We start from the raw sequence: 21,854 nt of genomic DNA, 5'->3' as shown, positions 1-21,854 counted from the left end.
AATTACAAAAGAAAGGCTTCTAAGTTAGCCCTAGAAGCAGTTTCTTCTGGATGATGTACTAAGATTATGCTAATTGTTTCAGTTTTCCTGGTTGGAAACCTGAAAAGACTTCAGTTGGTGTTTGGATAACAGGAGCTGCGCTGAAACCGAGCTCTTTAACTTGATTGATGTACTCAGGTTGCTCATCAAGATTGATTTCACGATAAGTGACATTATTACTGTCCAAGAAACGTTTGGTCATCTTACATTGGACACAGTTATTTTTAGAATAAACGGTTACCATTTTGTAACTCCTCTTCGAAATTTAATACTATCTTAGTATATCAGAAAATAAATTTTTGTCAATGATTTAAAACTAAATATAGTGGTCTGTTTTTCTGCTCAAGTTCGCAAAACACAATATGTAGTGTTTGTTTTGTAAGATAGTGATAATTATCCTATAAGTTGTTTTTTGAAAAACTATATCCTGTGTTTTGTTATCTAGAATAGAAGATTTTCAGCAAGTTATCTGAAAGGAAATCGAATAAATCCCATAAAATGCTTGAAAAAAATCCTAGAAGATGATATAATACCAAATTGTAAGGGTTATCACATATAACTCAAAAAAGAAAGAACAAAAGGAGAGTCAAACTATGGCTTCTAAAGATTTCCACGTAGTGGCAGAAACAGGTATTCACGCACGTCCAGCAACATTGTTGGTACAAACTGCTAGCAAATTTGCTTCAGATATCACTCTTGAGTACAAAGGTAAATCAGTTAACCTTAAATCAATCATGGGTGTTATGAGTCTTGGTGTTGGCCAAGGTGCTGACGTAACTATCTCAGCTGAAGGTGCAGATGCAGATGATGCTATCGCTGCAATCTCAGAAACAATGGAAAAAGAAGGATTGGCATAAGGAAAATGACAGAAATGCTTAAAGGAATCGCGGCATCTGACGGTGTTGCAGTTGCAAAAGCATATCTACTCGTTCAACCGGATTTGTCATTCGAGACTATTTCAGTCGAAGATACAAACGCAGAAGAGGCTCGTTTGGATGTAGCTCTTGAAGCTTCTCAAAACGAGCTTTCTCTTATCCGTGAGAAAGCTGTAGGTACGCTTGGTGAAGAAGCGGCTCAAGTTTTTGACGCTCATTTGATGGTTCTTTCTGATCCAGAATTGATTGGTCAGATTAAAGAAACAATTCGTGCTAAGAAAGTCAATGCAGAAGCAGGTCTTAAAGAAGTGACTGACATGTTCATCACCATCTTTGAAGGCATGGAAGATAACCCATACATGCAAGAACGTGCAGCGGATATCCGCGACGTGACAAAACGTGTATTGGCAAACCTTCTTGGTAAGAAATTGCCAAACCCAGCTTCAATCAATGAAGAAGTAATCGTGATTGCACATGACTTGACACCATCTGATACAGCTCAATTGGACAAAAACTTTGTAAAAGCTTTTGTAACAAACATCGGTGGACGTACAAGCCACTCAGCTATCATGGCACGTACACTTGAAATTGCAGCTGTATTGGGAACAAATAACATCACTGAAGTGGTGAAAGATGGTGATATCCTTGCTGTTAACGGAATTACTGGTGAAGTGATTATCAACCCAACAGATGAACAAGCGGCGGAATTTAAAGCAGCTGGTGAAGCTTATGCTAAACAAAAAGCTGAGTGGGCACTTTTGAAAGATGCTCAAACAGTGACTGCTGACGGTAAACACTTCGAGTTGGCTGCTAACATCGGTACTCCAAAAGACGTTGAAGGTGTTAACAACAACGGTGCAGAAGCTGTTGGACTTTACCGTACAGAGTTCTTGTACATGGATTCTCAAGATTTCCCAACAGAAGACGAGCAGTATGAAGCATACAAGGCTGTTCTTGAGGGAATGAATGGTAAACCAGTGGTTGTTCGTACAATGGATATTGGTGGAGATAAGGAACTTCCTTACTTCGATATGCCACACGAAATGAACCCATTCCTTGGATTCCGTGCCCTTCGTATCTCTATTTCTGAAACTGGAGATGCAATGTTCCGTACACAAATCCGTGCCCTTCTTCGTGCTTCTGTTCATGGTCAATTGCGTATCATGTTCCCAATGGTTGCCCTTTTGAAAGAATTCCGTGCAGCTAAAGCAGTTTATGAAGAAGAAAAAGCAAACCTTCTTGCTGAAGGTGTTGCAGTTGCGGATGACATCCAAGTTGGTATCATGATTGAAATCCCTGCAGCAGCTATGCTTGCAGACCAATTTGCAAAAGAAGTGGACTTCATGTCAATTGGTACAAACGACTTGATCCAATACTCAATGGCGGCAGACCGTATGAACGAACAAGTTTCATACCTTTACCAACCATATAACCCATCAATCCTTCGCTTGATTAACAACGTTATCAAGGCAGCTCACGCTGAAGGTAAATGGGCTGGTATGTGTGGTGAGATGGCTGGTGACCAAAAAGCTGTTCCACTTCTTGTCGGAATGGGCTTGGATGAATTCTCTATGTCAGCGACATCTGTACTTCGTACACGTAGCTTGATGAAGAAATTGGATACTGCTAAGATGGAAGAGTACGCTAACCGTGCCCTTACAGAGTGTTCAACAATGGAAGAAGTTCTTGAACTTCAAAAAGAATACGTTAACTTCGATTAATGTCATTAACCTTGTAACTTAGTTGCAAGGTTTTTTTGACGTATTTTGGAAAAGTATTGTCTAATAAAGTCCACTTTTAAATGCTCCAGAGGCATGGTATAATAGGGGGAAGTAAATAGAATAAGAGAGAAACCATGTCTAAAGAAATTGATATTGAGTATTACCACCAGCTAGCCTTGCAAAAGCAGAAGGAGCATCGCAAAGTCTTGGCCAATTTAAAGAAAAAGGCACCAAAAAATCTAGATAAGATAGCCCAGCAGATTCACCAAGAAGTCTTTGAGGAGATTGATTGTACCGCCTGTGCCAACTGTTGCAAGACATTGGGGCCTGACTTTAAAGAAGCGGATATCACTCGTATTGCGAAGTATTTTAAGATGAAATTACCAGCTTTTGAAGCTGAATTCCTTCAGGTGGATGAAGATGGGGATAAGGTTTTCAAATCCATGCCTTGTCCCTTTTTAGGAGGAGATAATCTCTGTTCCATCTATGATGTTCGTCCCAAGGCCTGCCGCGAGTTCCCCCATACAGATCGCAAAAAGATCCATCAAATCAACCATTTGACGATTAAGAATACTTTGACCTGCCCAGCAGCCTATCTCTTTGTTGAGAAATTAAAGGATAAGTTATAGAAATTTAAAGGATAAAAAATCTCTGATAATAACTAGTAATATGAAGGGAGTACTCCTGTTCCTAGACCAAAAACAAAAGAGGAGCTAGTGCTGGCCTCTAAGGAAAACTATGAGAAGCTCAATCGTTTCATCTCCCAACTAAGTGAAGATGAGCTACAGACTCCATTTGATTTTTCAAGAGACCCAAATAAAAAGGAAGCTCACTGGAAAAGGGATAAAAACCTGCGGGATGTCTTGATCCATCTTTATGAATGGCAGCAGTTACTTTTGACCTGGGTACATTCTAATCAAAAAGGTCACGAAAGATCTTTTCTTCCTGAACCTTATAATTGGAAAACTTATGGAGAAATGAATGTCGCTTTTTGGAAGAAGCACCAGAAAACCTCCTTAGAAGAAGCGACTAGACTCCTAGAACAATCACATAGAGAGGTTTTAGAGTTGATAGAAGTTTTTAGCAATGACGAACTCTTTACCAAAGGTGTCTATAAGTGGACGGGAGGGACAAGTCTAGGTTCCTACTTTATCAGTAGCACGTCAAGTCACTATGATTGGGCTCTGAAAAAACTCAAAGCTCATCGAAAGAATTGTAAGTCTCATTAGTTCAAGTGACAATGAAATTCAGGAAAGGTTCTTATAAGTTTCGAATAGCTTAGTTCTCCTTATTTTTGAGTTATTCTAGCTTTAGAATCCTTCAAAAATTAAAATTTAAGGTAATCAATGGCTTAGAATAGTACGAAAACATTTAGTTTATAGGAATTCTAGGTCTATAATCACATGGATATTTATGAAGTTAGTGTATTCGATAGTTAGGATTGTTCTATTCTGAAAGATTTGAGCTGTCAATTGTATAGGATAGTGTTTTGCCAATGAATTTTGTTGAAAGATTCCTTGTTTTATGGTAGTCTAAAGTAAAAGAAAGCCCTACCATTATATTTGTATCTTTAATCTGACTTGGTTTGTGTCTAGAAGAGGGATAGATATTTTGGGTCTCTAAATAACAATTATATTTTCACTTGCAAAAAATGTATTTCAACTTTACCTAATGTAGAAGAAGGAAATATAATAAAACGCTTATGACTAGTTGGAAAGAGAATGGGAACTAAAAATAGATTCCCTTTACATATTAGGAGTAGGTAGATGAGTAATCTAGAGTCAATTCGTAAAGCGCATATCATCTTGTGGGGTGCCTATCTATTTTTATCATTAAGGGCGCCGTTAATTAGCAGTACTGAGTATCTCTTGCTTATTTTTTTAGCATTTCTCTATTCAATAGTATCGCTCCCTATATACTCTGTGAAGAATAAAATAGTATCCATTTGTCTGGCTATAAACTCAATTCTGTTAATTAGTTTCCCGATTTTAATCAATAAATATTTCCCAGGAAAGGTTTCTACTTATATCGTATTAATCAGTATTTTTATCCTGGAGTTTTTAATCTTTAATAAAATTGGTAAAGATTTTGATACTAGATTAGCTAGTGAGTATAGGAAAATCAGTCAGTTTAAAAGTAAGATGTCTCAATCTCCTTGGATAAAATATTTAGAGATTTCTAGTTTTATATTAACTATATTTCCATTTATTCTTCATGCCAAAGTTGATAATCATGTACTGGCTCTTATCTTTTTGATAAAAATTTGTGTAGATACTACGATAAAGATTCTATTAAACAGAATCTTTAAGAAAAGTAAGGTAATGAAAAGGAGGATATTTTCTCTTTTTGTACTAGATTTGATTGTCTATTTATTTTTAGGCTATGTTTTAGCAATGCAAAAAGATGGATACCTATTTTCAATTCTACTAATTTTTTCTAATTTCTCACTTCCCTTTATCAGAGAAAAAGAGTATGAATTATTTAAAAATAAGAAATGAGATAAATATGGTTAAATCTTACTTCTCTTTAAAATCAAATCAGGTAGAGAAAGGGTATTTTATCTAGGTAACAAAGTGCTTTAAACGCAGTCAACGATTACTGATTAGAGAACTATCCTAACCATGCAACGTTAAAGAGGAGAAATCTTATGAAACTCGTATCACCAAATAATTATGCTGCTATTGAGTAAGAAGAGATGAGGTGTACTGATAGGGGATTATCTCTACATAAAGACGGGGGAATGTTACAGTAAACGTAGCCACTGCTTATTTTATGGGGAATTAAATATGTTTAAACTAAGTGATAGAGTCAGAGTGGTCTTTGCTCTTTTAGGAGTAAGTTCCATATTGGTTAGTATGTATCTTATACCTTTTATTAAAACTGAGAATAAATTTTGGGAAATACTTTTATTTATATTAGGTGTATTGCTAATTGGAATTGCGTTACTAAGTCCCCCAAAAATGAAGTTTTGGAAATAGAGTTAGTGAGAAGGACAGGATAATAGTATTATGATGATTGTTTTAATTGCAGTGGTTGTGGCATTTCTGTATTATGTAATTACAGAGTATTTTCAGAATAGTTATATTGACTGTATACTATTTCTAACATTGCTGATTTCTCATTTGATATGGGATTACTATTTTTTGCCCATTGAAATCTTAGTGGCATTAAGTGGAGTAAATTTGCTGTCAAGATTTTTCAAAAGAAAGAGAAATCAAAATATTTGTTAATGGATTATTGGATTATAAAGATGAAAGGTAAAATTGGGATATTTAAAATGAAACATTTTTTTGCAGGAATTGGTGAGATAAGATTTAGTAGTTATCTATTGTCTCTATGTGTAGGACTAGCCCCTCTTTTTCATACATATGTCATAGGTTCGGAAATGAGTTTTGTGAAAATAGTATTATCTATTTTGGGAGTCATATTTGTATGTATTTTAACTATTGCTCGAATTTATAGGAGATTTTTCTATAATTCACTAGAATAGTATGGGTTAGTTAATCAATTGGAACGATTATTTTTGTGATACTATACCACTTTTAAGTTTTTACATTAAACAACTGGCTGAAGTGAATGTTGTTTATCTTAGAAAGGAAAATTCTCAAATTGTCCTATAAATTTTTACTTTTCGACCTTGACCACACTCTTCTTGATTTTGATGCTGCTGAGGATGTGGCTCTAACGCAACTCCTAAAAGAAGAAGGAATTGCAGATATTCAGGCTTATAAAGACTATTATGTTCCTATGAACAAGGCTCTCTGGAAGGACTTGGAGCAAAAGAAAATTAGTAAACAAGAGCTGGTTAACACGCGCTTTTCTCGTCTATTTGCTCACTTTGGACAGGAAAAAGACGGTAGTTTTCTAGCCCAGAGTTACCAATTTTACCTCGCCCAGCAGGGGCAAACTTTTTCAGGCGCTCATGAACTCTTGGATAGCCTTATCGAGCGAGATTATGAGCTGTATGCTGCAACAAATGGCATTACTGCCATTCAGACAGGGCGTTTGCTTCAATCTGGTCTGGCACCTTATTTCAATCAAGTCTTTATCTCTGAACAATTGCAAACACAAAAGCCTGATGCTCTCTTTTATGAAAAGATTGGTCAGCAGATTGCAGGGTTTAGCAAAGAGAAAGCACTGATGATTGGAGATTCCCTAACCGCCGACATTCAAGGTGGCAATAATGCTGGGATTGACACTATCTGGTACAATCCTCATCGCGTTGAAAATTACACACAAGCCCAGCCGACTTACGAAGTCCATTCTTATAAAGACTTGCTGGATTGCTTAGATAAACTGTAAAAAGTGGTTTAGACAGCCACTTTTTGCTATAATAGAGGCAGTAAAAACGAAGGAGTCGGCTATGGAACACTCGTCTTGGCATGCTTTGATTAAGGCGCAATTACCTGAGGGTTATTTCGGGAAAATCAATCAGTTTATGGAGCAGGTCTATTCTCAGGGGACTATTTATCCACCCAAGGAAAAGGTTTTTCAGGCTCTCTTGACCACACCCCTAGAAGACGTGAAGGTGGTGATTCTAGGGCAAGATCCCTATCACGGGCCAGGTCAAGCGCAGGGCTTGAGTTTTTCTGTACCTGACTCTATCCCAGCTCCGCCATCCTTGCAAAATATCTTGAAAGAATTGTCAGATGATATAGGAGTTAAGAAATCCCATGATTTGACGGCTTGGGCTGAGCAAGGAGTCTTGCTTCTTAATGCTTGTTTGACTGTTCCTGCTGGTCAGGCCAACGGTCATGCTGGGCAGATATGGGAGCCATTTACAGATGCTGTGATTCAGGTGGTCAATCATCTAGATAGGCCGGTGGTCTTTATACTTTGGGGAGCCTATGCACGTAAGAAGAAGGCCTTAGTTACCAATCCTCAGCACTTGATTATCGAATCAGCTCATCCCAGTCCTTTATCGGTTTACAGAGGATTTTGGGGTTCCAAGCCTTTTTCAAAGGCCAATGCTTTTTTAGAAGATACAGGACAAGAGCCAATCGATTGGCTTAGATAAGGAGAAAATATGCCTCAGTTAGCGACGATTTGCTACATTGATAACGGGAAAGAACTGCTCATGCTCCATCGTAATAAGAAGCCTAATGATGTCCACGAAGGCAAATGGATTGGTGTGGGTGGGAAGCTAGAGCGAGGAGAGACGCCTCAGGAATGCGCGGCGCGTGAAATCCTCGAAGAGACAGGGCTCAAAGCCAAGCCAGTTCTAAAAGGTGTCATCACTTTTCCTGAATTCACGCCAGATTTAGACTGGTACACCTATGTTTTTAAAGTGACGGAGTTTGAAGGGGACTTGATTGATTGCAACGAGGGAACGCTAGAATGGGTTCCTTATGACGAGGTTTTGAGAAAGCCGACTTGGGAAGGTGACCATACCTTTGTTGAGTGGCTTTTAGAAGATAAACCCTTCTTTTCAGCCAAGTTTGTTTATGATGGGGATAAATTGTTGGATACCCAAGTCGATTTCTATGAATAAAGGAGAAAGCAGATGCTACTAATCAAAAACGGTCGTGTAATGGATCCCAAGTCTGGTTTGGATCAAGTGTGTGATGTCTTAGTCCAAGATGGGAAAATTGTCAAAATTGCGCCTGAGATCACGGAAGAAGGAGCAGAAATCATAGATGCTACAGGTCTTGTAGTTGCTCCTGGCTTGGTCGATATTCATGTTCATTTCCGTGAACCTGGTCAGACCCACAAGGAAGATATCCATACTGGTGCCCTAGCAGCCGCTGCAGGTGGTTTTACAACTGTTGTCATGATGGCTAATACTAGTCCAACCATTTCAGACGTTGAGACTTTGCAAGAAGTTCTCCAGTCAGCTGCCAAGGAGAAGATTAATGTCAAGACGGTTGCGACCATTACTAAAAACTTTAATGGGCAAGACTTGACTGACTTTAAGGAACTTTTAGAAGCTGGAGCAGTTGGATTTTCAGATGATGGCATTCCACTTGAAAGCAGTAAAGTTGTCAAGGAAGCCATGGAGGAAGCCAAAAAGCTTAATACCTTTATTAGTCTCCATGAGGAAGATCCAGGTTTGAACGGTATTCTTGGCTTTAATGAAAACATTGCTAAAGAACATTTCCATATCTGTGGTGCAACTGGGGTGGCTGAGTATGCTATGATGGCGCGTGATGTCATGATTGCCTATGCAACCAAGGCCCATGTTCATATTCAGCATTTGTCTAAGAAAGAAAGTGTTAAAGTAGTGGAGTTTGCTCAAGGATTGGGAGCGCAAGTAACAGCAGAAGTAGCGCCACAGCATTTTTCTAAGACCGAAGCGCTCCTTTTGACACAAGGAAGCAATGCTAAGATGAATCCGCCGCTTCGTTTGGAATCAGACCGTCGTGCCGTGATTGAAGGTCTCAAGTCAGGTGTCATTACAGTCATTGCGACAGATCACGCCCCTCATCATGCAGATGAGAAAAATGTTGAAGATATTACCAAGGCACCATCTGGTATGACTGGTTTGGAAACCTCTCTTTCCCTCGGATTGACCTATTTGGTCGAAGCTGGGGAGTTAAGCTTGATGGAATTACTCGAAAAAATGACATACAACCCAGCCAAGCTTTACAACTTTGAAGCAGGTTACTTGGCTGAGAATGGTCCAGCGGACATCACTATTTTTGATGCTAAGGCTGACCGCCTTGTGGACTCCCATTTTGCTTCCAAAGCAGCTAATTCACCATTCATCGGTGAAACCTTAAAAGGGCAGGTTAAATATACCATCTGTAAGGGACAAATTGTCTATCAAAACTAGGTGGGAGTCTGCTCTGTAAACAAAAAGAATAGAGAGCCTATATGTACCAAACCCATCATTTTAAAGACAAGTTTATCTTATTTTTAAAGATATTTTTCCCTATCCTGATTTATCAATTTGCAAATTATTCTGCCTCCTTTGTTGATACGACTATGACAGGTCAATACAATACCATGGACTTGGCTGGTGTATCAATGGCAACCAGTATCTGGAATCCTTTCTTTACCTTTCTAACAGGGATTGTATCGGCCTTGGTGCCCATCATTGGTCACCATCTTGGTCGAGGTAAAAAGGAAGAAGTTGCGTCAGATTTTTACCAGTTCATCTATCTGGCCTTGGGCCTATCCGTGCTCTTGCTGGGGATGGTACTTTTCTTGGCGCCACCAATCTTGAATCATATCGGACTAGAAGCGCCGGTGGCGGCAGTAGCGGTTCGCTATCTCTGGTTTTTATCTATCGGGATTATCCCCTTGTTGCTCTTTAGTGTCATTCGTTCCTTGCTGGATTCGCTGGGGTTGACCAAACTGTCTATGTATCTCATGCTTTTGTTACTCCCTCTCAATAGTGGATTTAACTATCTCTTGATTTACGGTGCATTTGGTGTTCCAGAACTGGGAGGTGCTGGTTCTGGATTAGGTACTTCTTTGGTCTATTGGGTCTTGCTGGGTATTTCTGTTCTGGTTTTATTTAAACAGGAGAAGCTCAAAGCCCTACACCTTGAAAGACGAATTCCATTTAATATGGATAAAATTAAGGAAGGAGTTCGCTTAGGTCTGCCTATTGGGGGAACTGTCTTTGCGGAAGTGGCTATCTTTTCTGTGGTTGGTTTGATTATGGCGAAGTTCTCATCCTTGATTATTGCTAGTCACCAGTCAGCTATGAATTTTTCAAGTCTCATGTACGCCTTTCCTATGAGTATCTCATCGGCTATGGCCATTGTCGTTTCCTATGAAGTGGGAGCCAAGCGATTTGATGATGCGAAAACATATATTGGTCTAGGAAGGTGGACTGCCCTCATTTTTGCGGCCTTCACCTTATCCTTCCTTTACATTTTTCGAGGAAATGTGGCCAGTCTTTATGGTAACGACCCAGAATTTATCGATTTGACAGCGCGTTTTTTAACTTATAGTCTTTTCTTTCAGTTAGCAGATACCTTTGCAGCACCGCTTCAGGGAATTTTACGGGGTTATAAGGATACAGTTATTCCTTTCTACCTTGGTTTGGTTGGTTATTGGGGCGTAGCAATTCCAGTGGCTATGGTATTTGATTCTCTAACAGATTTTGGCGCTTATTCATACTGGATTGGTTTGATTATTAGCCTGATTGTGAGTGGGGCGCTCTACCGTTGGCGTTTAACTGTGATTATGAAGAGATTTGAATCTTTAGCAAAATTTAAATGACATAGTCAATTAGTTTTAAAAAAGCGCTCTAAACATTCAAAAATATTTGGGACTTCCCTTAATAAATCCATCACTTTCTTTTTCAATATAGCCCAAGCTTGCTCAATAGGATTCAAATCTGGTGAATAAGGTGGTAGGGGTAAGAAAAAGTGTTTATCTTGGATGCAGAGTTCATCCAAGATGTTCTTGGGATGAAAACTAGCATTGTCCATGACAATGACATGAGGTGTCTTTAAAGCAAGCAGGAGTTTCATTTTGAACCACTCCATCAGATACTTTACCTCTTATTAACTGACCTTTTAAAGAGCGACCATATTCTCGATAAAAATAAGTATCGAATCCTGTTTCATCAATATAAACAGGTGCTAGATGCTTTAAACTATTAAAACTTTTAAGAAATAAAGCTACTTTTTCTGCGTCTTGTTCATAGTAGGTGTGGTTCTTTTTTTTCGAGTGTAGCCCATAGCTTTGAGAGCATAGTGGATAGTAGTTGGATGACAGTCAAATTCAGAAGCTATTTCAGTCAAATAAGCGTCTGGTTTGTCAGTAAGATAGTTTTTAAGTCTATCTCTATCAACCTTTCTTGGTTTTGTTCCTTTTACTTGATGGTTTAATTCTCCTGTCTTCTCTTTTAGCTTTAACCAGCCATAAATGGTATTACGTGAAATTTGGAAAATGTGTGATGTTTCTGTTATACTACCTGTTACTATAAAATCCTAGTTCACAGTTAATAATACCACAGCAATCACATTCATTCGTAATCCGAAGTGTTTACGATGATTTCGATAGGTTATTGAAAATATTTTAAACGTTTTACTTTTATTTCTGCGACACTTTTTGAAGACCTTCATATCGTGGCAATAGTTCAGCGCAATATCAAAAGAAACAATTCTCCCGTGACTTGTGACAATCGCCTGAGCTTTGATTTTCTCGCGCTTTTTATGCGAGGAGCTTTTCTGTTTAAGCTTTATCAATAAAACATGCTATAATAGTTGCAGAAAGGTTGGTGTTTATGGCTAGGATATTGGTTATTGAAGACAATAGTGACATTCAAGAGATTTTACGAACGCTTCTTACTGAGGAGCATGAGGTGATTCAAGCCTTTTCTGGTACAGAAGGAATCATGCGTTTTGACCAAGGTGGGATTGACCTCGTTTTGCTAGATATCATGCTTCCTGGGAAAAATGGGGATCAGGTTTTAAAAGCCATCAGGGAACAAAGTCAAACTCCAGTCATTATGCTAACGGCTTTGAGCGATAAGAAGTTAATCAGTCAATACCTCTTAGACGGTGCCAATGATTACATAGTCAAGCCTTTTGATTTGGACGAAGTCTTTGCCAGAGTTACTGTTCAATTACGTCAAAGCGCAGAAAAACAGCCTATGGAAATAGAAAAAACTGAAAATCTGCCACAAAACTTGAAAAATATCCAGTTTGATGCAGAAAGTTTTGAAATCAAAAATAGTCAGGAAATCATTCGCCTTGCCAAAAAAGAATGCTTGATTCTCCAAACTCTCCTCAAACATCCTAAGAAAATTTTCACCAAGGAAGAACTTTATGAATTGGTCTGGGAGGATAGCTATCTACCTGGAGATAATACTCTCAATACGCATTTGAGTAATCTTCGTAAAAAATTAAACCAGCTTGACCCAAATCAAGAATATATTGAAACCATTTGGGGAGTTGGGGTAAGATTAAAAGGAGACAAGCAATGACCTACATGATAATCTTTGTTCTACTGATACTCCTAATTATTTTATTGATTGTATTAATTCGCTACCATCTAGCACTTAAAAACTTGAGTCAACAGATTGAAGACAAGATTCTTACAGGTAGTATGAAAAGAGTCGGAGTCAGCATTTTTTCCAAACATTTTTTACATCTCTACCAGCAGATTGAGAATCTATTTCAGGAAGTAGAACAATCTCGGTTAGTGATGAAAAGGGAAAAGCAGACTCTGGATATGGCCATCAGCAATATCGCCCATGATATTCGGACACCTTTGACTATCGCTTCAGGCTACACCCAACAATTGATAAAGTCTCCTGAAGACAAAGCAGAAACCTTACAAAAAATAGCCCAGCATCTTGATTTAGTTTCTAAACGTTTGGAGGCTCTCCTAGAATATCGTCGTTTGATGGAAGGAGCTGTCAAACCGAAACTGGAAGAAGTGGATCTTTCAGCTTTTATCACCAAAAAGACTTTGGCTTATTATGATGTTTTTCAGGCGGCAAATATCACGCTTGATTTTAAGGTTGAAGCTGGTTTAAAAATGAGGACTGATGAAGACTTGCTGGATCGAATTTTACAAAATCTGCTTGGAAATGTCCTCAAACATGGCAAGGAAGAAGCGCGTCTATCTTTGAGAAAGGAAAAGGAACAGCTTGTCTTAGAGATTGCAAACCTTGTTAAACAGCCCATCAAAAAAATAGAAAATCTCAGCAACCGTTTTTATTCTGAAAATCTATCAGATACGGAAGAATCCTCTGGTTTAGGCCTTTATATCACTGAGGAATTATGTCATCTTCTCGGTACAGAGATGAAACTAAGCACAGATGGGAAATGGTTGTCGGTTTTCATTTATTTTTAACAAAAAGAAACCTCCTCTGTAGGCTAGAGGAGGTCTTTTTTATAGACTTTTCTTTTTGAAAACTGCCAGTCCACTTAGATTAAAGATTACAATAACAGCTAAGGTAACTATAAGTGTATAGAAAATGGATTCACTATTAGCAGTCATAGCATAGAAAAACTGCAATGATAAATATGGCAAAATTTTGATACTTGGGAAGATGAGCATTGGCATAGAAAGTAAGATAGAGCTGACCAAATACCCAATAAATACTGCAAGATAAGAATGACTCACATAGAGAATAAAGGAAACAATGGAAAGCCAAGCAAGGAGGCAAAGGAATTGAAGGGAAATGGTTATCAGTAGATTTCCAATAAAGCCATCAGGCATAGTTCCAAATCCATTTAAGATAGTTGCTGGAATAAAGGCAATAACAAGGCTGATGATAAGTTGCAATAGTGCAATACAAGCCACTACAAAGGCTTTAGCAAGGAAAAACTCTGTACGAGAAACACCTACTGTCAAACTATTTTTATAGAGCTTTCCGATTAAATCAACACCTAAAACTAGGCAAGTTAGAATAATACAGAGAAAAACGAGGTTTGAACCTTGACTAGATGCGTTAATCAGGGCTTGTACACCGTCCCAACCATGGGTTGGAATTTCTGGCTCCTCTGTCTGGATTGCCATCAGATGGCCAGTAGCTCCTATACTTGCACCCATTAGCATGAGAGAAAAGAGAATGAATTCTATGATCCAAAAACCTTTGGAACGGAAAAGACGGTAAAAGTCTGCTTGAATGGTATGTATCATGATTTTCCTCCTATTGGACCAATTGAGTGAAGTATTCTTCTAGGTTTTGACGTGCGTAGTAAATCTCGTCAATAGAGACATCTGCCAAGGTTAATTCTTTGAGAATCTGTTTGACATCTTGTTCCTGACCAAAGATATGAATTTCATTTTCTGGATTAACAACCTTGAACTGGAGCTGGATTTGTTCTTTCAATACTTGACAAGCTTTCTCTTGGTCAGCTGTCTTAAGCACAATATAATCCTCACTTAGTGTTTCAAATTCAGCTTTGCTGATTTCACGGATAATCTTACCTTGATCTAAAATACCAAAACGATTTGCTACGAGATAGAGTTCTGACAAGATATGGCTAGAGATGAGAATGGTGATTCCTTTTTCTTGATTGAGGCGTTGAATCATGAGTCGAAATTCTTTGATACCGATTGGGTCGAGACCATTGATAGGTTCATCTAAGATCAGGAAGTCTGGTTTAGATAGGAGGGCAATGGCGATGCCAAGTCTTTGTTTCATTCCTAGAGAGAAATCACGAAAAACTTTTTTACCTGTATCTGGCAAACCGACATAGTCCAGCGTTTCTCGAATGACTTGATCAGCATTTGGAATATGACGAATCATACAGTAATATTTCAGATTTTGATAGGCTGTTAAGTGATTATGAGCTACAGGTGATTCGATCACTGAACCTACTCGAGATAGAGACTTGCTCCACTCATTTTCCGTTTTGCTGGAGAAGAGGGAAACAGTTCCTTTATCCGCAAACAGTAGTTGCGTTATGATTTTTATCAAGGTGGTTTTCCCAGCTCCATTCTTCCCTATAAGTCCATAAATATCTCCCTCTCTTATCGTTAGATGAAGATCCTGAAGAATAGCTTGTTTGTCAAAGTTTTTGGACAATCCATGAATGTCAAGTACTGTTTTCATGATTCTCTCCTTTTGATTTATTTTGATAACTTTAGTATAAAGTATAGAAATCAAAGAAAGCTCAAGGATTTCTAAAGAGTTTCTAAAGTTTTAGGAATTCTTAAATATCAAAACCCAGTTGACACGAACTGGGCTTCTTAATTATAGAATATATTTCTCAATGGCACGCGCAACGCCGTCTTCTTCGTTGCTTGCTGTAACGGCATCCGCAAGAGATTTGACATAATCGCTGGCATTTCCCATTGCAACACCAAGGCCTGCAAACTGGAGCATTTCAATATCGTTATTGGCATCGCCCATGGCCATGATTTCTGAGGAATCAATCTTCAAAATCTCAGCTAGACGAGAAAGAGCGGTAGCCTTTGTCGTTCCAAGTGGCATGGCTTCATAAATAACAGGCTGCGAACGCACTCCACTGAATCGTTGACAGAGTTCTGTAGCAAAACGCTTCTCAAAATCGTCCGTTTGGCTCTCTGTCCCCAAAAACATCCCTTGGAACATACGGTACTTGCCACTAGTCGCTTCCTCAAGGGAAATTTCAGTCAGGTCTGAAAAGACTAGCTTGGCATCATTTTGAATGATTTCATTAGGCTTACCACCGAGGACAAAATAGTGTTCCTCATCAAAAAGAGTCAACTGAACATCACTTTTTTCAGCTAGGTCATAGAGGTATTCGATGTCATCTGGGCTGAGTTCTTGCCAATCAACCAGACTCCAATCGCTAGTCTGGTGAGTTGAGCAACCGTTATTAACAATCACATACTCATTCTGGAGGTCAAGACCCAGTTTTTTGTAGTAGGGGAGGACACCGAAAAGCGGGCGACCCGTACAGAGAACTAGTTTGACACCTTTTTCAATAGCTTGGTGAATGGCAGTAATGTGAGCTTGTGGGACTTCCTTGGCTTCATTGAGGAGGGTTCCGTCCATATCCAAGGCTAGTAGTTTAATCATAGTTCTTCCTTCTTTATCTTTTGGTATTATTATAGCATATTTTAGAGGAAAGGAGGAGGAATCTTCGGGCTAATCATGGTATAATAAAAGGTAATGAAAAATTCCAACGAGGCAGAGATGAAATTACTTTATACTGATATTCGGACTTCTTTGACAGAAATTCTAACTAGAGAGGCAGAGGAGATAGTTGCTGCTGGCAAGCGGGTCTTCTACATTGCCCCCAACTCTCTTTCTTTTGAAAAGGAACGCGCCGTGCTGGAATGCTTGTTCCAGCAGGCTTCTTTTGCGATTACCGTCACGCGCTTTGCTCAAATGGCTCGTTACCTGGTCTTGAATGACTTGCCTGCTAAAACCAGTTTAGATGACATCGGGCTTGGGATGGTCTTTTACAGATGTCTTGCCGAACTTGATCCTAAGGATTTACGTGTTTATGGAGCTATCAAGCAGGATCCTCAGTTTATCCAGCAGTTGATGGAACTTTATCATGAGATAGCAACTGCTCAGATGAATTTTTTGGACTTGGAAAGTTTGACAGATGAGGATAAGAGAGCAGATTTACTCTTGATTTTTGAGAAAGTAACGGCCTATCTCAATCAAGACCAGTTGGCTCAGGGAAGTCAATTGTCCCATTTGATTGAAGCTATTGAGAATAATAAGGTAAGTAGTGATTTTAGTCAAATCGCCTTGGTTATTGATGGATTTACCCGTTTTTCTGCCGAGGAAGAGCGGATTGTGGACCTACTTCATGGCAAGGGTGTTGAGATTGTCATTGGGGCTTATGCTAGTAAGAAGGCCTATACTAGTCCATTCTCTGAAGGCAATCTCTACCAAGCCAGTGTGGAGTTTCTCCATCATCTAGCCTCTAAATACCAAACACCTGCTCAGGATTGTTCTCAAACTCATGATGAGATAGATAGTTTTGACAAGGCCTCTCGTTTATTGGAATCGTCCTATGACTTTTCAGAACTTTCCTTGGAGATTGATGATAAGGATCGTGAAAACCTGCAAATCTGGTCTTGCTTGACACAAAAGGAAGAGTTGGAGTTAGTAGCCCGTAGCATTCGTCAGAAATTACATGCCAATCCAGACCTGAGTTACAAGTATTTTCGCATTCTCTTGGGGGATGTAGCTTCTTATCAGTTATCTCTAAAAACGATTTTTGACCAGTATCAGATTCCTTTTTATCTTGGCAGAAGCGAATCCATGGCGCATCATCCCTTGACACAGTTTGTCGAGTCTATCTTGGCTTTAAAACGCTATCGTTTCCGTCAGGAGGATTTGATTAATTTTCTAAGAACTGGTTTGTATACCGATCTTAATCAGGCTGATATTGACGCATTTGAGCAATATATCCGTTATCTTGGTATCAATGGCTTGCCAGCCTTTCAGCAAACCTTCACCAAATCCCACCATGGAAAATTTGATTTAGGGCGTTTAAATGCTCTTCGTCTGCGTATTTTAGCCCCTCTTGAAACCCTGTTTGCCAGTCGAAAACAGAAGGCTGAAAATCTCTTGCAAAAGTGGAATATCTTTCTGAAAGAAGGAGCAGTGACCAAGCAACTGCAAGATTTGACAGCCACTATGGAAACTCTAGAACAGGAAAGGCAAGCTGAAGTTTGGAAGGCATTCTGTCATGTTTTAGAACAATTTGCGACCGTTTTTGCTGGTTCACAGGTTAGTCTAGAGGACTTTCTAGCCTTGCTCCATTCTGGGATGAGTCTATCTCAGTATCGTACTATTCCAGCAACAGTAGACACAGTTCTGGTGCAGAGCTATGATTTGATTGCTCCTCTGACAACTGACTTTATCTATGCCATTGGGCTGACTCAGGACAATTTACCAAAAATTGCGCAAAATACCAGTCTATTGACAGATGAAGAGAGACAAAGCTTAAACCAAGAGACAGCAGAAGGGGCACAATTGCTGATTGCCAGCGGTGAAAATCTCAAGAAAAATCGCTACACTATGCTTTCCTTGGTCAATTCTGCTCGTAAGCAGTTGGTCTTATCGGCTCCAAGCCTCTTTAATGAAAGTGAAAGCAAGGAATCTGCCTATCTTCAAGAGCTGGTCCATTTTGGATTTAGGCGGAAAGAGAAGAGGATGAATTACAAAGGCCTGTCTAAAGAAGATATGGGTTCATATCACAGTCTTTTGTCTAGTCTGGTTGCCTTTCACCAGCAGGGCGAGACGAGTGATTGTGAGCAAGATTTGACCTTTGTCAAAGTATTGGCGCGTGTCATGGGTAAAAAACTAGACCAGCAAGGTCTGGAAAATCCAGCCCTCCCAAGCAGTCCAAGTAGTAAGCAGTTGACCAAGGATACCTTGCAGGCTCTCTATCCAGCTGATCAGGAATTTTACCTGTCTACCTCTGGTTTGACGGAGTTTTACCGGAACCAATACAGTTATTTCCTCCGTTATGTACTAGGCTTACAGGAAGAATTGCGCCTACGTCCAGATGCTCGTAGTCACGGGAATTTCTTGCACCGCATTTTTGAACGGGCCTTGCAATTACCTGACGAAGATTCCTTTGACCAACGTTTGGAACAGGCTATTCAAGAAACCAGTCAAGAACGGGAATTTGAAGCAATTTATCAAGAAAGTTTGGAAGCCCAGTTTACCAAGGAAGTTCTGCTTGATGTTGCACGGACGACTGGCCACATTCTCCGCCATAATCCAGCTATTGAAACCATCAAAGAGGAAGCGAATTTTGGCGGCAAAGACCAAGCCTTTATTCAATTGGACGATGGTCGCAGTGTCTTTGTACGAGGTAAGGTTGACCGTATTGACCGTTTGAAAGCTGATGGGGCGATAGGAGTAGTAGACTACAAATCCAGTCTAACTCAGTTTCAGTTTCCCCATTTCTTTAATGGGTTAAATTCCCAACTGCCAACTTATCTGGCAGCACTTAAGAAAGAGGGTGAGCAACACTTTTTCGGTGCCATGTACTTGGAAATGGCTGAACCAGTCCAAGCTCTGATGGCTGTTAAAAGTTTAGCAGGAGCAGTGGTAGAAGCCAGCAAGTCTATGAAATACCAAGGCCTCTTTTTAGAAAAAGAAAGCAGTCATTTAGGCGAATTTTATAACAAAAACAAGGCCAATCAACTGACAGATGAGGAATTCCAGCTCCTACTGGACTACAATGCCCATCTTTACAAGAAAGCAGCTGAGAAGATTTTAGCAGGTCAGTTCGCCATCAATCCCTATACTGAAAATGGCAGAAGTATTGCCCCATATGTTCAGCAACACCAGGCTATTACTGGATTTGAAGCCAATTACCATTTGGGGCAAGCCCGTTTTCTAGAGAAGTTAGACCTAGCTGATGGCAAGCGCCTTATCGGAGAGAAACTCAAGCAAGCTTGGTTTGAAAAAATAAGAGAGGAGTTGCATCGATGAAGCACATTCCCTTTTTAACTGAGGAAGAAATTCAAAAATTGCAAGAAGCAGAAGCAAATTTGAGCAAGGAACAAAAGAAAACTGCCGAGCAAATCGAAGCTATCTACACTTCTGGTCAGAATATCCTAGTCTCAGCATCGGCTGGTTCTGGGAAGACCTTTGTCATGGCAGAGCGTATTCTGGATCAATTGGCGCGTGGTGTGGAAATCAGTCAGCTCTTTATCTCGACCTTTACCGTCAAGGCTGCGACCGAGCTTAAAGAACGTTTGGAGAAAAAAATCAGTCAACAAATCCAAGAAAGTGGCGATGTCGAGCTCAAACAACACTTAGGACGCCAGTTGGCAGACCTACCCAACGCTGCCATCGGTACCATGGACTCTTTTACACAAAAATTCCTTGGCAAACATGGCTATCTAATTGATATTGCGCCGAATTTCCGGATTTTACAAAACCAAAGCGAGCAACTCCTTCTAAAAAACGAAGTCTTCCACGAGGTCTTTGAAGCCCATTATCAAGGTAAACAGAAAGAGAACTTTAGTCATTTGCTGAAAAACTTTGCTGGACGTGGAAAAGATGAACGTGGTCTGCGCCAGCAGGTCTATAAAATCTATGACTTCCTCCAATCCACCAGTAATCCTAAAAAATGGCTGAGTGACTCTTTCCTCAAAGGTTTTGAAGAGGCTGATTTTACCAGTGAAAAAGAAAAACTGACCACACAAATCCTGCAAGCCCTTTGGGATTTGGAAAGCTTTTTCCGATATCATTTGGATAATGATGCCAAGGAGTTTCCAAAGGCCGCTTATCTAGAAAATGTTCAGTTGATTTTAGATGAAATTGGCTCCTTAAATCAAGAGTCCGATAGTCAGGCTTATCAAGCAGTGCTTGCGCGTGTTGTCGCCATTTCAAAAGAGAAAAACGGTCGAGCTCTGACCAATGCGAGTCGTAAGGCTGATTTGAAGCCACTGGCGGATGCCTACAACGAAGAAAGAAAGGCCCAGTTTGCTAAACTAGGACAATTAGCAGACCAGATAACCATTCTAGACTATCAAGAACGTTATCATGGAGAAGCATGGAAACTAGCTAAGACTTTCCAAACCTTCATGAGTGATTTTGTGGAAGCTTATCGTCAGCGTAAACGTCAGGAAAATGCCTTTGAATTCGCTGATATCAGCCATTATACCATTGAGATTTTAGAGAAATTTCAGCAAGTCCGCGAAGCTTATCAGGAGCGCTTCCACGAAGTCATGGTTGATGAGTATCAGGACACCAACCACATTCAAGAACGGATGCTGGAATTGCTGTCGAATGGTCACAATCGCTTTATGGTGGGAGATATCAAGCAGTCCATCTACCGTTTCCGTCAGGCAGATCCGCAGATTTTCAATGAGAAATTCCAACGCTATGCGCAAAATCCACAAGAAGGTAAGCTGATTCTCCTTAAAGAAAATTTCCGTAGTAGTTCAGAAGTGCTGTCAGCAACCAATGATGTTTTTGAACGTCTCATGGACCAAGAGGTCGGCGAAATCAACTATGATAACATGCACCAGCTTGTTTTTGCCAATACCAAACTGACTCCAAATCCTGACAACAAGGCAGAATTCTTCCTCTACGATAAGGACGACACAGGTGAGGAAGAAGAGAGCCAAGCAGAAACGAAACTAACTGGTGAGATGCGCTTAGTCATCAAGGAGATCCTGAAACTCCATCAGGAACAAGGTGTTGTCTTTAAAGAAATTGCCCTTTTGACCTCTAGTCGCAGTCGTAATGACCAGATTCTCCTCGCCCTGTCTGAGTACGGGATTCCTGTCAAAACTGACGGAGAGCAAAATAATTATCTCCAATCCCTAGAAGTGCAAGTCATGCTAGACACCCTTCGTGTCATTCACAATCCTCTTCAGGACTATGCCTTGGTTGCCCTTATGAAGTCTCCTATGTTTGGCTTTGACGAGGACGAGTTAGCACGTTTGTCCCTTCAGAAAGCAGAGGATAAAGTCCAAGAAAATCTCTATGAAAAACTGGTCAACGCTCAAAAACAGGCAACAATCCAGAAAGAGTTAATTCACTTAGCACTAGCTGAAAAACTAAATCAGTTCATGGATATCTTAGCTTCTTGGCGCTTGTATGCCAAAACCCACTCCCTCTATGACTTGATTTGGAAGATTTACAACGACCGTTTTTATTATGACTATGTTGGGGCTTTGCCAAATGGTCCTGCTAGACAGGCCAATCTCTATGCCCTAGCTCTGCGAGCTGATCAATTTGAAAAGAGCAATTTCAAGGGCTTGTCGCGTTTTATTGGTATGATTAACCAAGTTTTAGAAGCCCAGCACGATTTGGCAAGCGTGGCTGTCGCACCGCCAAAAGATGCAGTAGAGCTCATGACCATTCACAAGAGTAAAGGGC

The 21,854-nt window shown here is 39.8% G+C and carries 20 protein-coding genes and 3 pseudogenes; 17 read left to right on the top strand and 6 right to left on the bottom strand.

Going from position 1 to position 21,854, the window contains the following annotated elements; translation table 11 throughout:
- Nucleotides 1-64 precede the first annotated feature (64 nt).
- Nucleotides 65-283 (bottom strand): glutaredoxin-like protein NrdH, encoded by a 219-nt coding sequence (gene nrdH, locus RYL77_RS05585; RefSeq protein ID WP_315010457.1) that lies wholly within the window; start codon nt 281-283, stop codon nt 65-67.
- A 349-nt stretch (nt 284-632) separates the two neighbouring features.
- On the opposite strand from nrdH, the gene RYL77_RS05580 reads away from it, so the two are divergent.
- From RYL77_RS05580 to pdrM, 13 genes and pseudogenes are all read left to right on the top strand, one after another.
- Entirely contained in the window at nt 633-896 is a 264-nt protein-coding gene (locus tag RYL77_RS05580; protein WP_000146947.1) for a phosphocarrier protein HPr, read from the top strand.
- 5 nt (nt 897-901) lie between these two features.
- On the top strand, nt 902-2,635 hold the full coding sequence (gene ptsP, locus RYL77_RS05575) for a phosphoenolpyruvate--protein phosphotransferase (RefSeq protein ID WP_000138123.1): 1,734 nt from the start codon (nt 902-904) through the stop codon (nt 2,633-2,635).
- A 134-nt stretch (nt 2,636-2,769) separates the two neighbouring features.
- Nucleotides 2,770-3,264, top strand: coding sequence for a YkgJ family cysteine cluster protein (locus RYL77_RS05570; protein ID WP_315010456.1), 495 nt, complete (start codon nt 2,770-2,772; stop codon nt 3,262-3,264).
- A 57-nt stretch (nt 3,265-3,321) separates the two neighbouring features.
- Nucleotides 3,322-3,864: pseudogene (locus RYL77_RS05565) on the top strand (ClbS/DfsB family four-helix bundle protein); the annotation flags it as partial.
- A gap of 537 nt (nt 3,865-4,401) precedes the next feature.
- A complete protein-coding gene (locus tag RYL77_RS05560; RefSeq protein WP_315010454.1) occupies nt 4,402-5,133 on the top strand; it encodes a hypothetical protein in 732 nt (243 codons plus the stop codon).
- A gap of 288 nt (nt 5,134-5,421) precedes the next feature.
- Entirely contained in the window at nt 5,422-5,613 is a 192-nt protein-coding gene (locus RYL77_RS05555; RefSeq protein ID WP_315010453.1) for a hypothetical protein, read from the top strand.
- 30 nt (nt 5,614-5,643) lie between these two features.
- A complete protein-coding gene (locus RYL77_RS05550; protein WP_315010451.1) occupies nt 5,644-5,865 on the top strand; it encodes a hypothetical protein in 222 nt (73 codons plus the stop codon).
- A gap of 47 nt (nt 5,866-5,912) precedes the next feature.
- Complete coding sequence (locus RYL77_RS05545) at nt 5,913-6,125, top strand: hypothetical protein (protein WP_315010465.1); 213 nt, start codon at nt 5,913-5,915, stop codon at nt 6,123-6,125.
- A gap of 119 nt (nt 6,126-6,244) precedes the next feature.
- Entirely contained in the window at nt 6,245-6,937 is a 693-nt protein-coding gene (locus RYL77_RS05540; RefSeq protein ID WP_315010450.1) for a YjjG family noncanonical pyrimidine nucleotidase, read from the top strand.
- A gap of 61 nt (nt 6,938-6,998) precedes the next feature.
- Nucleotides 6,999-7,652, top strand: a complete 654-nt coding sequence (locus RYL77_RS05535; RefSeq protein WP_315010448.1) for a uracil-DNA glycosylase — start codon at nt 6,999-7,001, stop codon at nt 7,650-7,652.
- A 9-nt stretch (nt 7,653-7,661) separates the two neighbouring features.
- Nucleotides 7,662-8,126, top strand: a complete 465-nt coding sequence (locus tag RYL77_RS05530) for an 8-oxo-dGTP diphosphatase (RefSeq protein WP_102210159.1) — start codon at nt 7,662-7,664, stop codon at nt 8,124-8,126.
- Nucleotides 8,127-8,138: 12 nt separating this feature from the next.
- Nucleotides 8,139-9,407, top strand: coding sequence for a dihydroorotase (locus RYL77_RS05525; protein WP_315010446.1), 1,269 nt, complete (start codon nt 8,139-8,141; stop codon nt 9,405-9,407).
- A 41-nt stretch (nt 9,408-9,448) separates the two neighbouring features.
- Nucleotides 9,449-10,807 carry a sodium-coupled multidrug efflux MATE transporter PdrM gene (pdrM, locus tag RYL77_RS05520; protein WP_315010444.1) on the top strand — a complete coding sequence of 453 codons (1,359 nt, stop codon included), beginning with the start codon at nt 9,449-9,451 and terminating at the stop codon, nt 10,805-10,807.
- Between the two features lie 5 nt (nt 10,808-10,812).
- Here the strand turns inward: pdrM and RYL77_RS05515 are convergent.
- Nucleotides 10,813-11,517, bottom strand: a pseudogene (locus tag RYL77_RS05515) (IS630 transposase-related protein).
- A pseudogene (locus tag RYL77_RS05510) lies at nt 11,504-11,757 on the bottom strand (IS5/IS1182 family transposase); the annotation flags it as partial. The pseudogenes RYL77_RS05515 and RYL77_RS05510, both read right to left, overlap by 14 nt.
- A 62-nt stretch (nt 11,758-11,819) precedes the next feature.
- Here RYL77_RS05510 and RYL77_RS05505 point away from each other — a divergent pair.
- Both RYL77_RS05505 and RYL77_RS05500 read left to right on the top strand, forming a co-directional pair.
- Nucleotides 11,820-12,521: a response regulator transcription factor gene (locus tag RYL77_RS05505; protein ID WP_315010442.1), complete on the top strand. Its 702-nt coding sequence runs from the start codon at nt 11,820-11,822 to the stop codon at nt 12,519-12,521.
- A complete protein-coding gene (locus tag RYL77_RS05500; protein ID WP_315010440.1) occupies nt 12,518-13,396 on the top strand; it encodes a HAMP domain-containing sensor histidine kinase in 879 nt (292 codons plus the stop codon). Before RYL77_RS05505 ends, RYL77_RS05500 begins: the two co-directional genes overlap by 4 nt.
- A 39-nt stretch (nt 13,397-13,435) precedes the next feature.
- On the opposite strand, the gene RYL77_RS05495 is transcribed toward RYL77_RS05500, so the two are convergent.
- The 3 genes from RYL77_RS05495 to RYL77_RS05485 form a co-directional block, all read right to left on the bottom strand.
- Nucleotides 13,436-14,188 carry an ABC transporter permease gene (locus tag RYL77_RS05495; RefSeq protein WP_315010438.1) on the bottom strand — a complete coding sequence of 251 codons (753 nt, stop codon included), beginning with the start codon at nt 14,186-14,188 and terminating at the stop codon, nt 13,436-13,438.
- A 10-nt stretch (nt 14,189-14,198) separates the two neighbouring features.
- On the bottom strand, nt 14,199-15,107 hold the full coding sequence (locus RYL77_RS05490; protein WP_315010437.1) for an ATP-binding cassette domain-containing protein: 909 nt from the start codon (nt 15,105-15,107) through the stop codon (nt 14,199-14,201).
- A gap of 141 nt (nt 15,108-15,248) precedes the next feature.
- Entirely contained in the window at nt 15,249-16,058 is an 810-nt protein-coding gene (locus tag RYL77_RS05485) for a Cof-type HAD-IIB family hydrolase (RefSeq protein ID WP_315010435.1), read from the bottom strand.
- Nucleotides 16,059-16,175: 117 nt separating this feature from the next.
- On the opposite strand from RYL77_RS05485, the gene rexB reads away from it, so the two are divergent.
- Together rexB and addA are read left to right on the top strand one after the other, a co-directional pair.
- Complete coding sequence (gene rexB / locus RYL77_RS05480) at nt 16,176-19,451, top strand: ATP-dependent nuclease subunit B (protein WP_315010433.1); 3,276 nt, start codon at nt 16,176-16,178, stop codon at nt 19,449-19,451.
- Nucleotides 19,448-21,854, top strand: a 2,407-nt coding sequence (gene addA / locus RYL77_RS05475) for a helicase-exonuclease AddAB subunit AddA (RefSeq protein ID WP_315010432.1), incomplete at its 3' end; no start/stop codon positions are given. The genes rexB and addA, both read left to right, overlap by 4 nt.

Source organism: uncultured Streptococcus sp. (assembly GCF_963516515.1).
GTDB lineage: Bacteria > Bacillota > Bacilli > Lactobacillales > Streptococcaceae > Streptococcus.
This window is presented reverse-complemented; position numbering and strand designations above follow the sequence as displayed.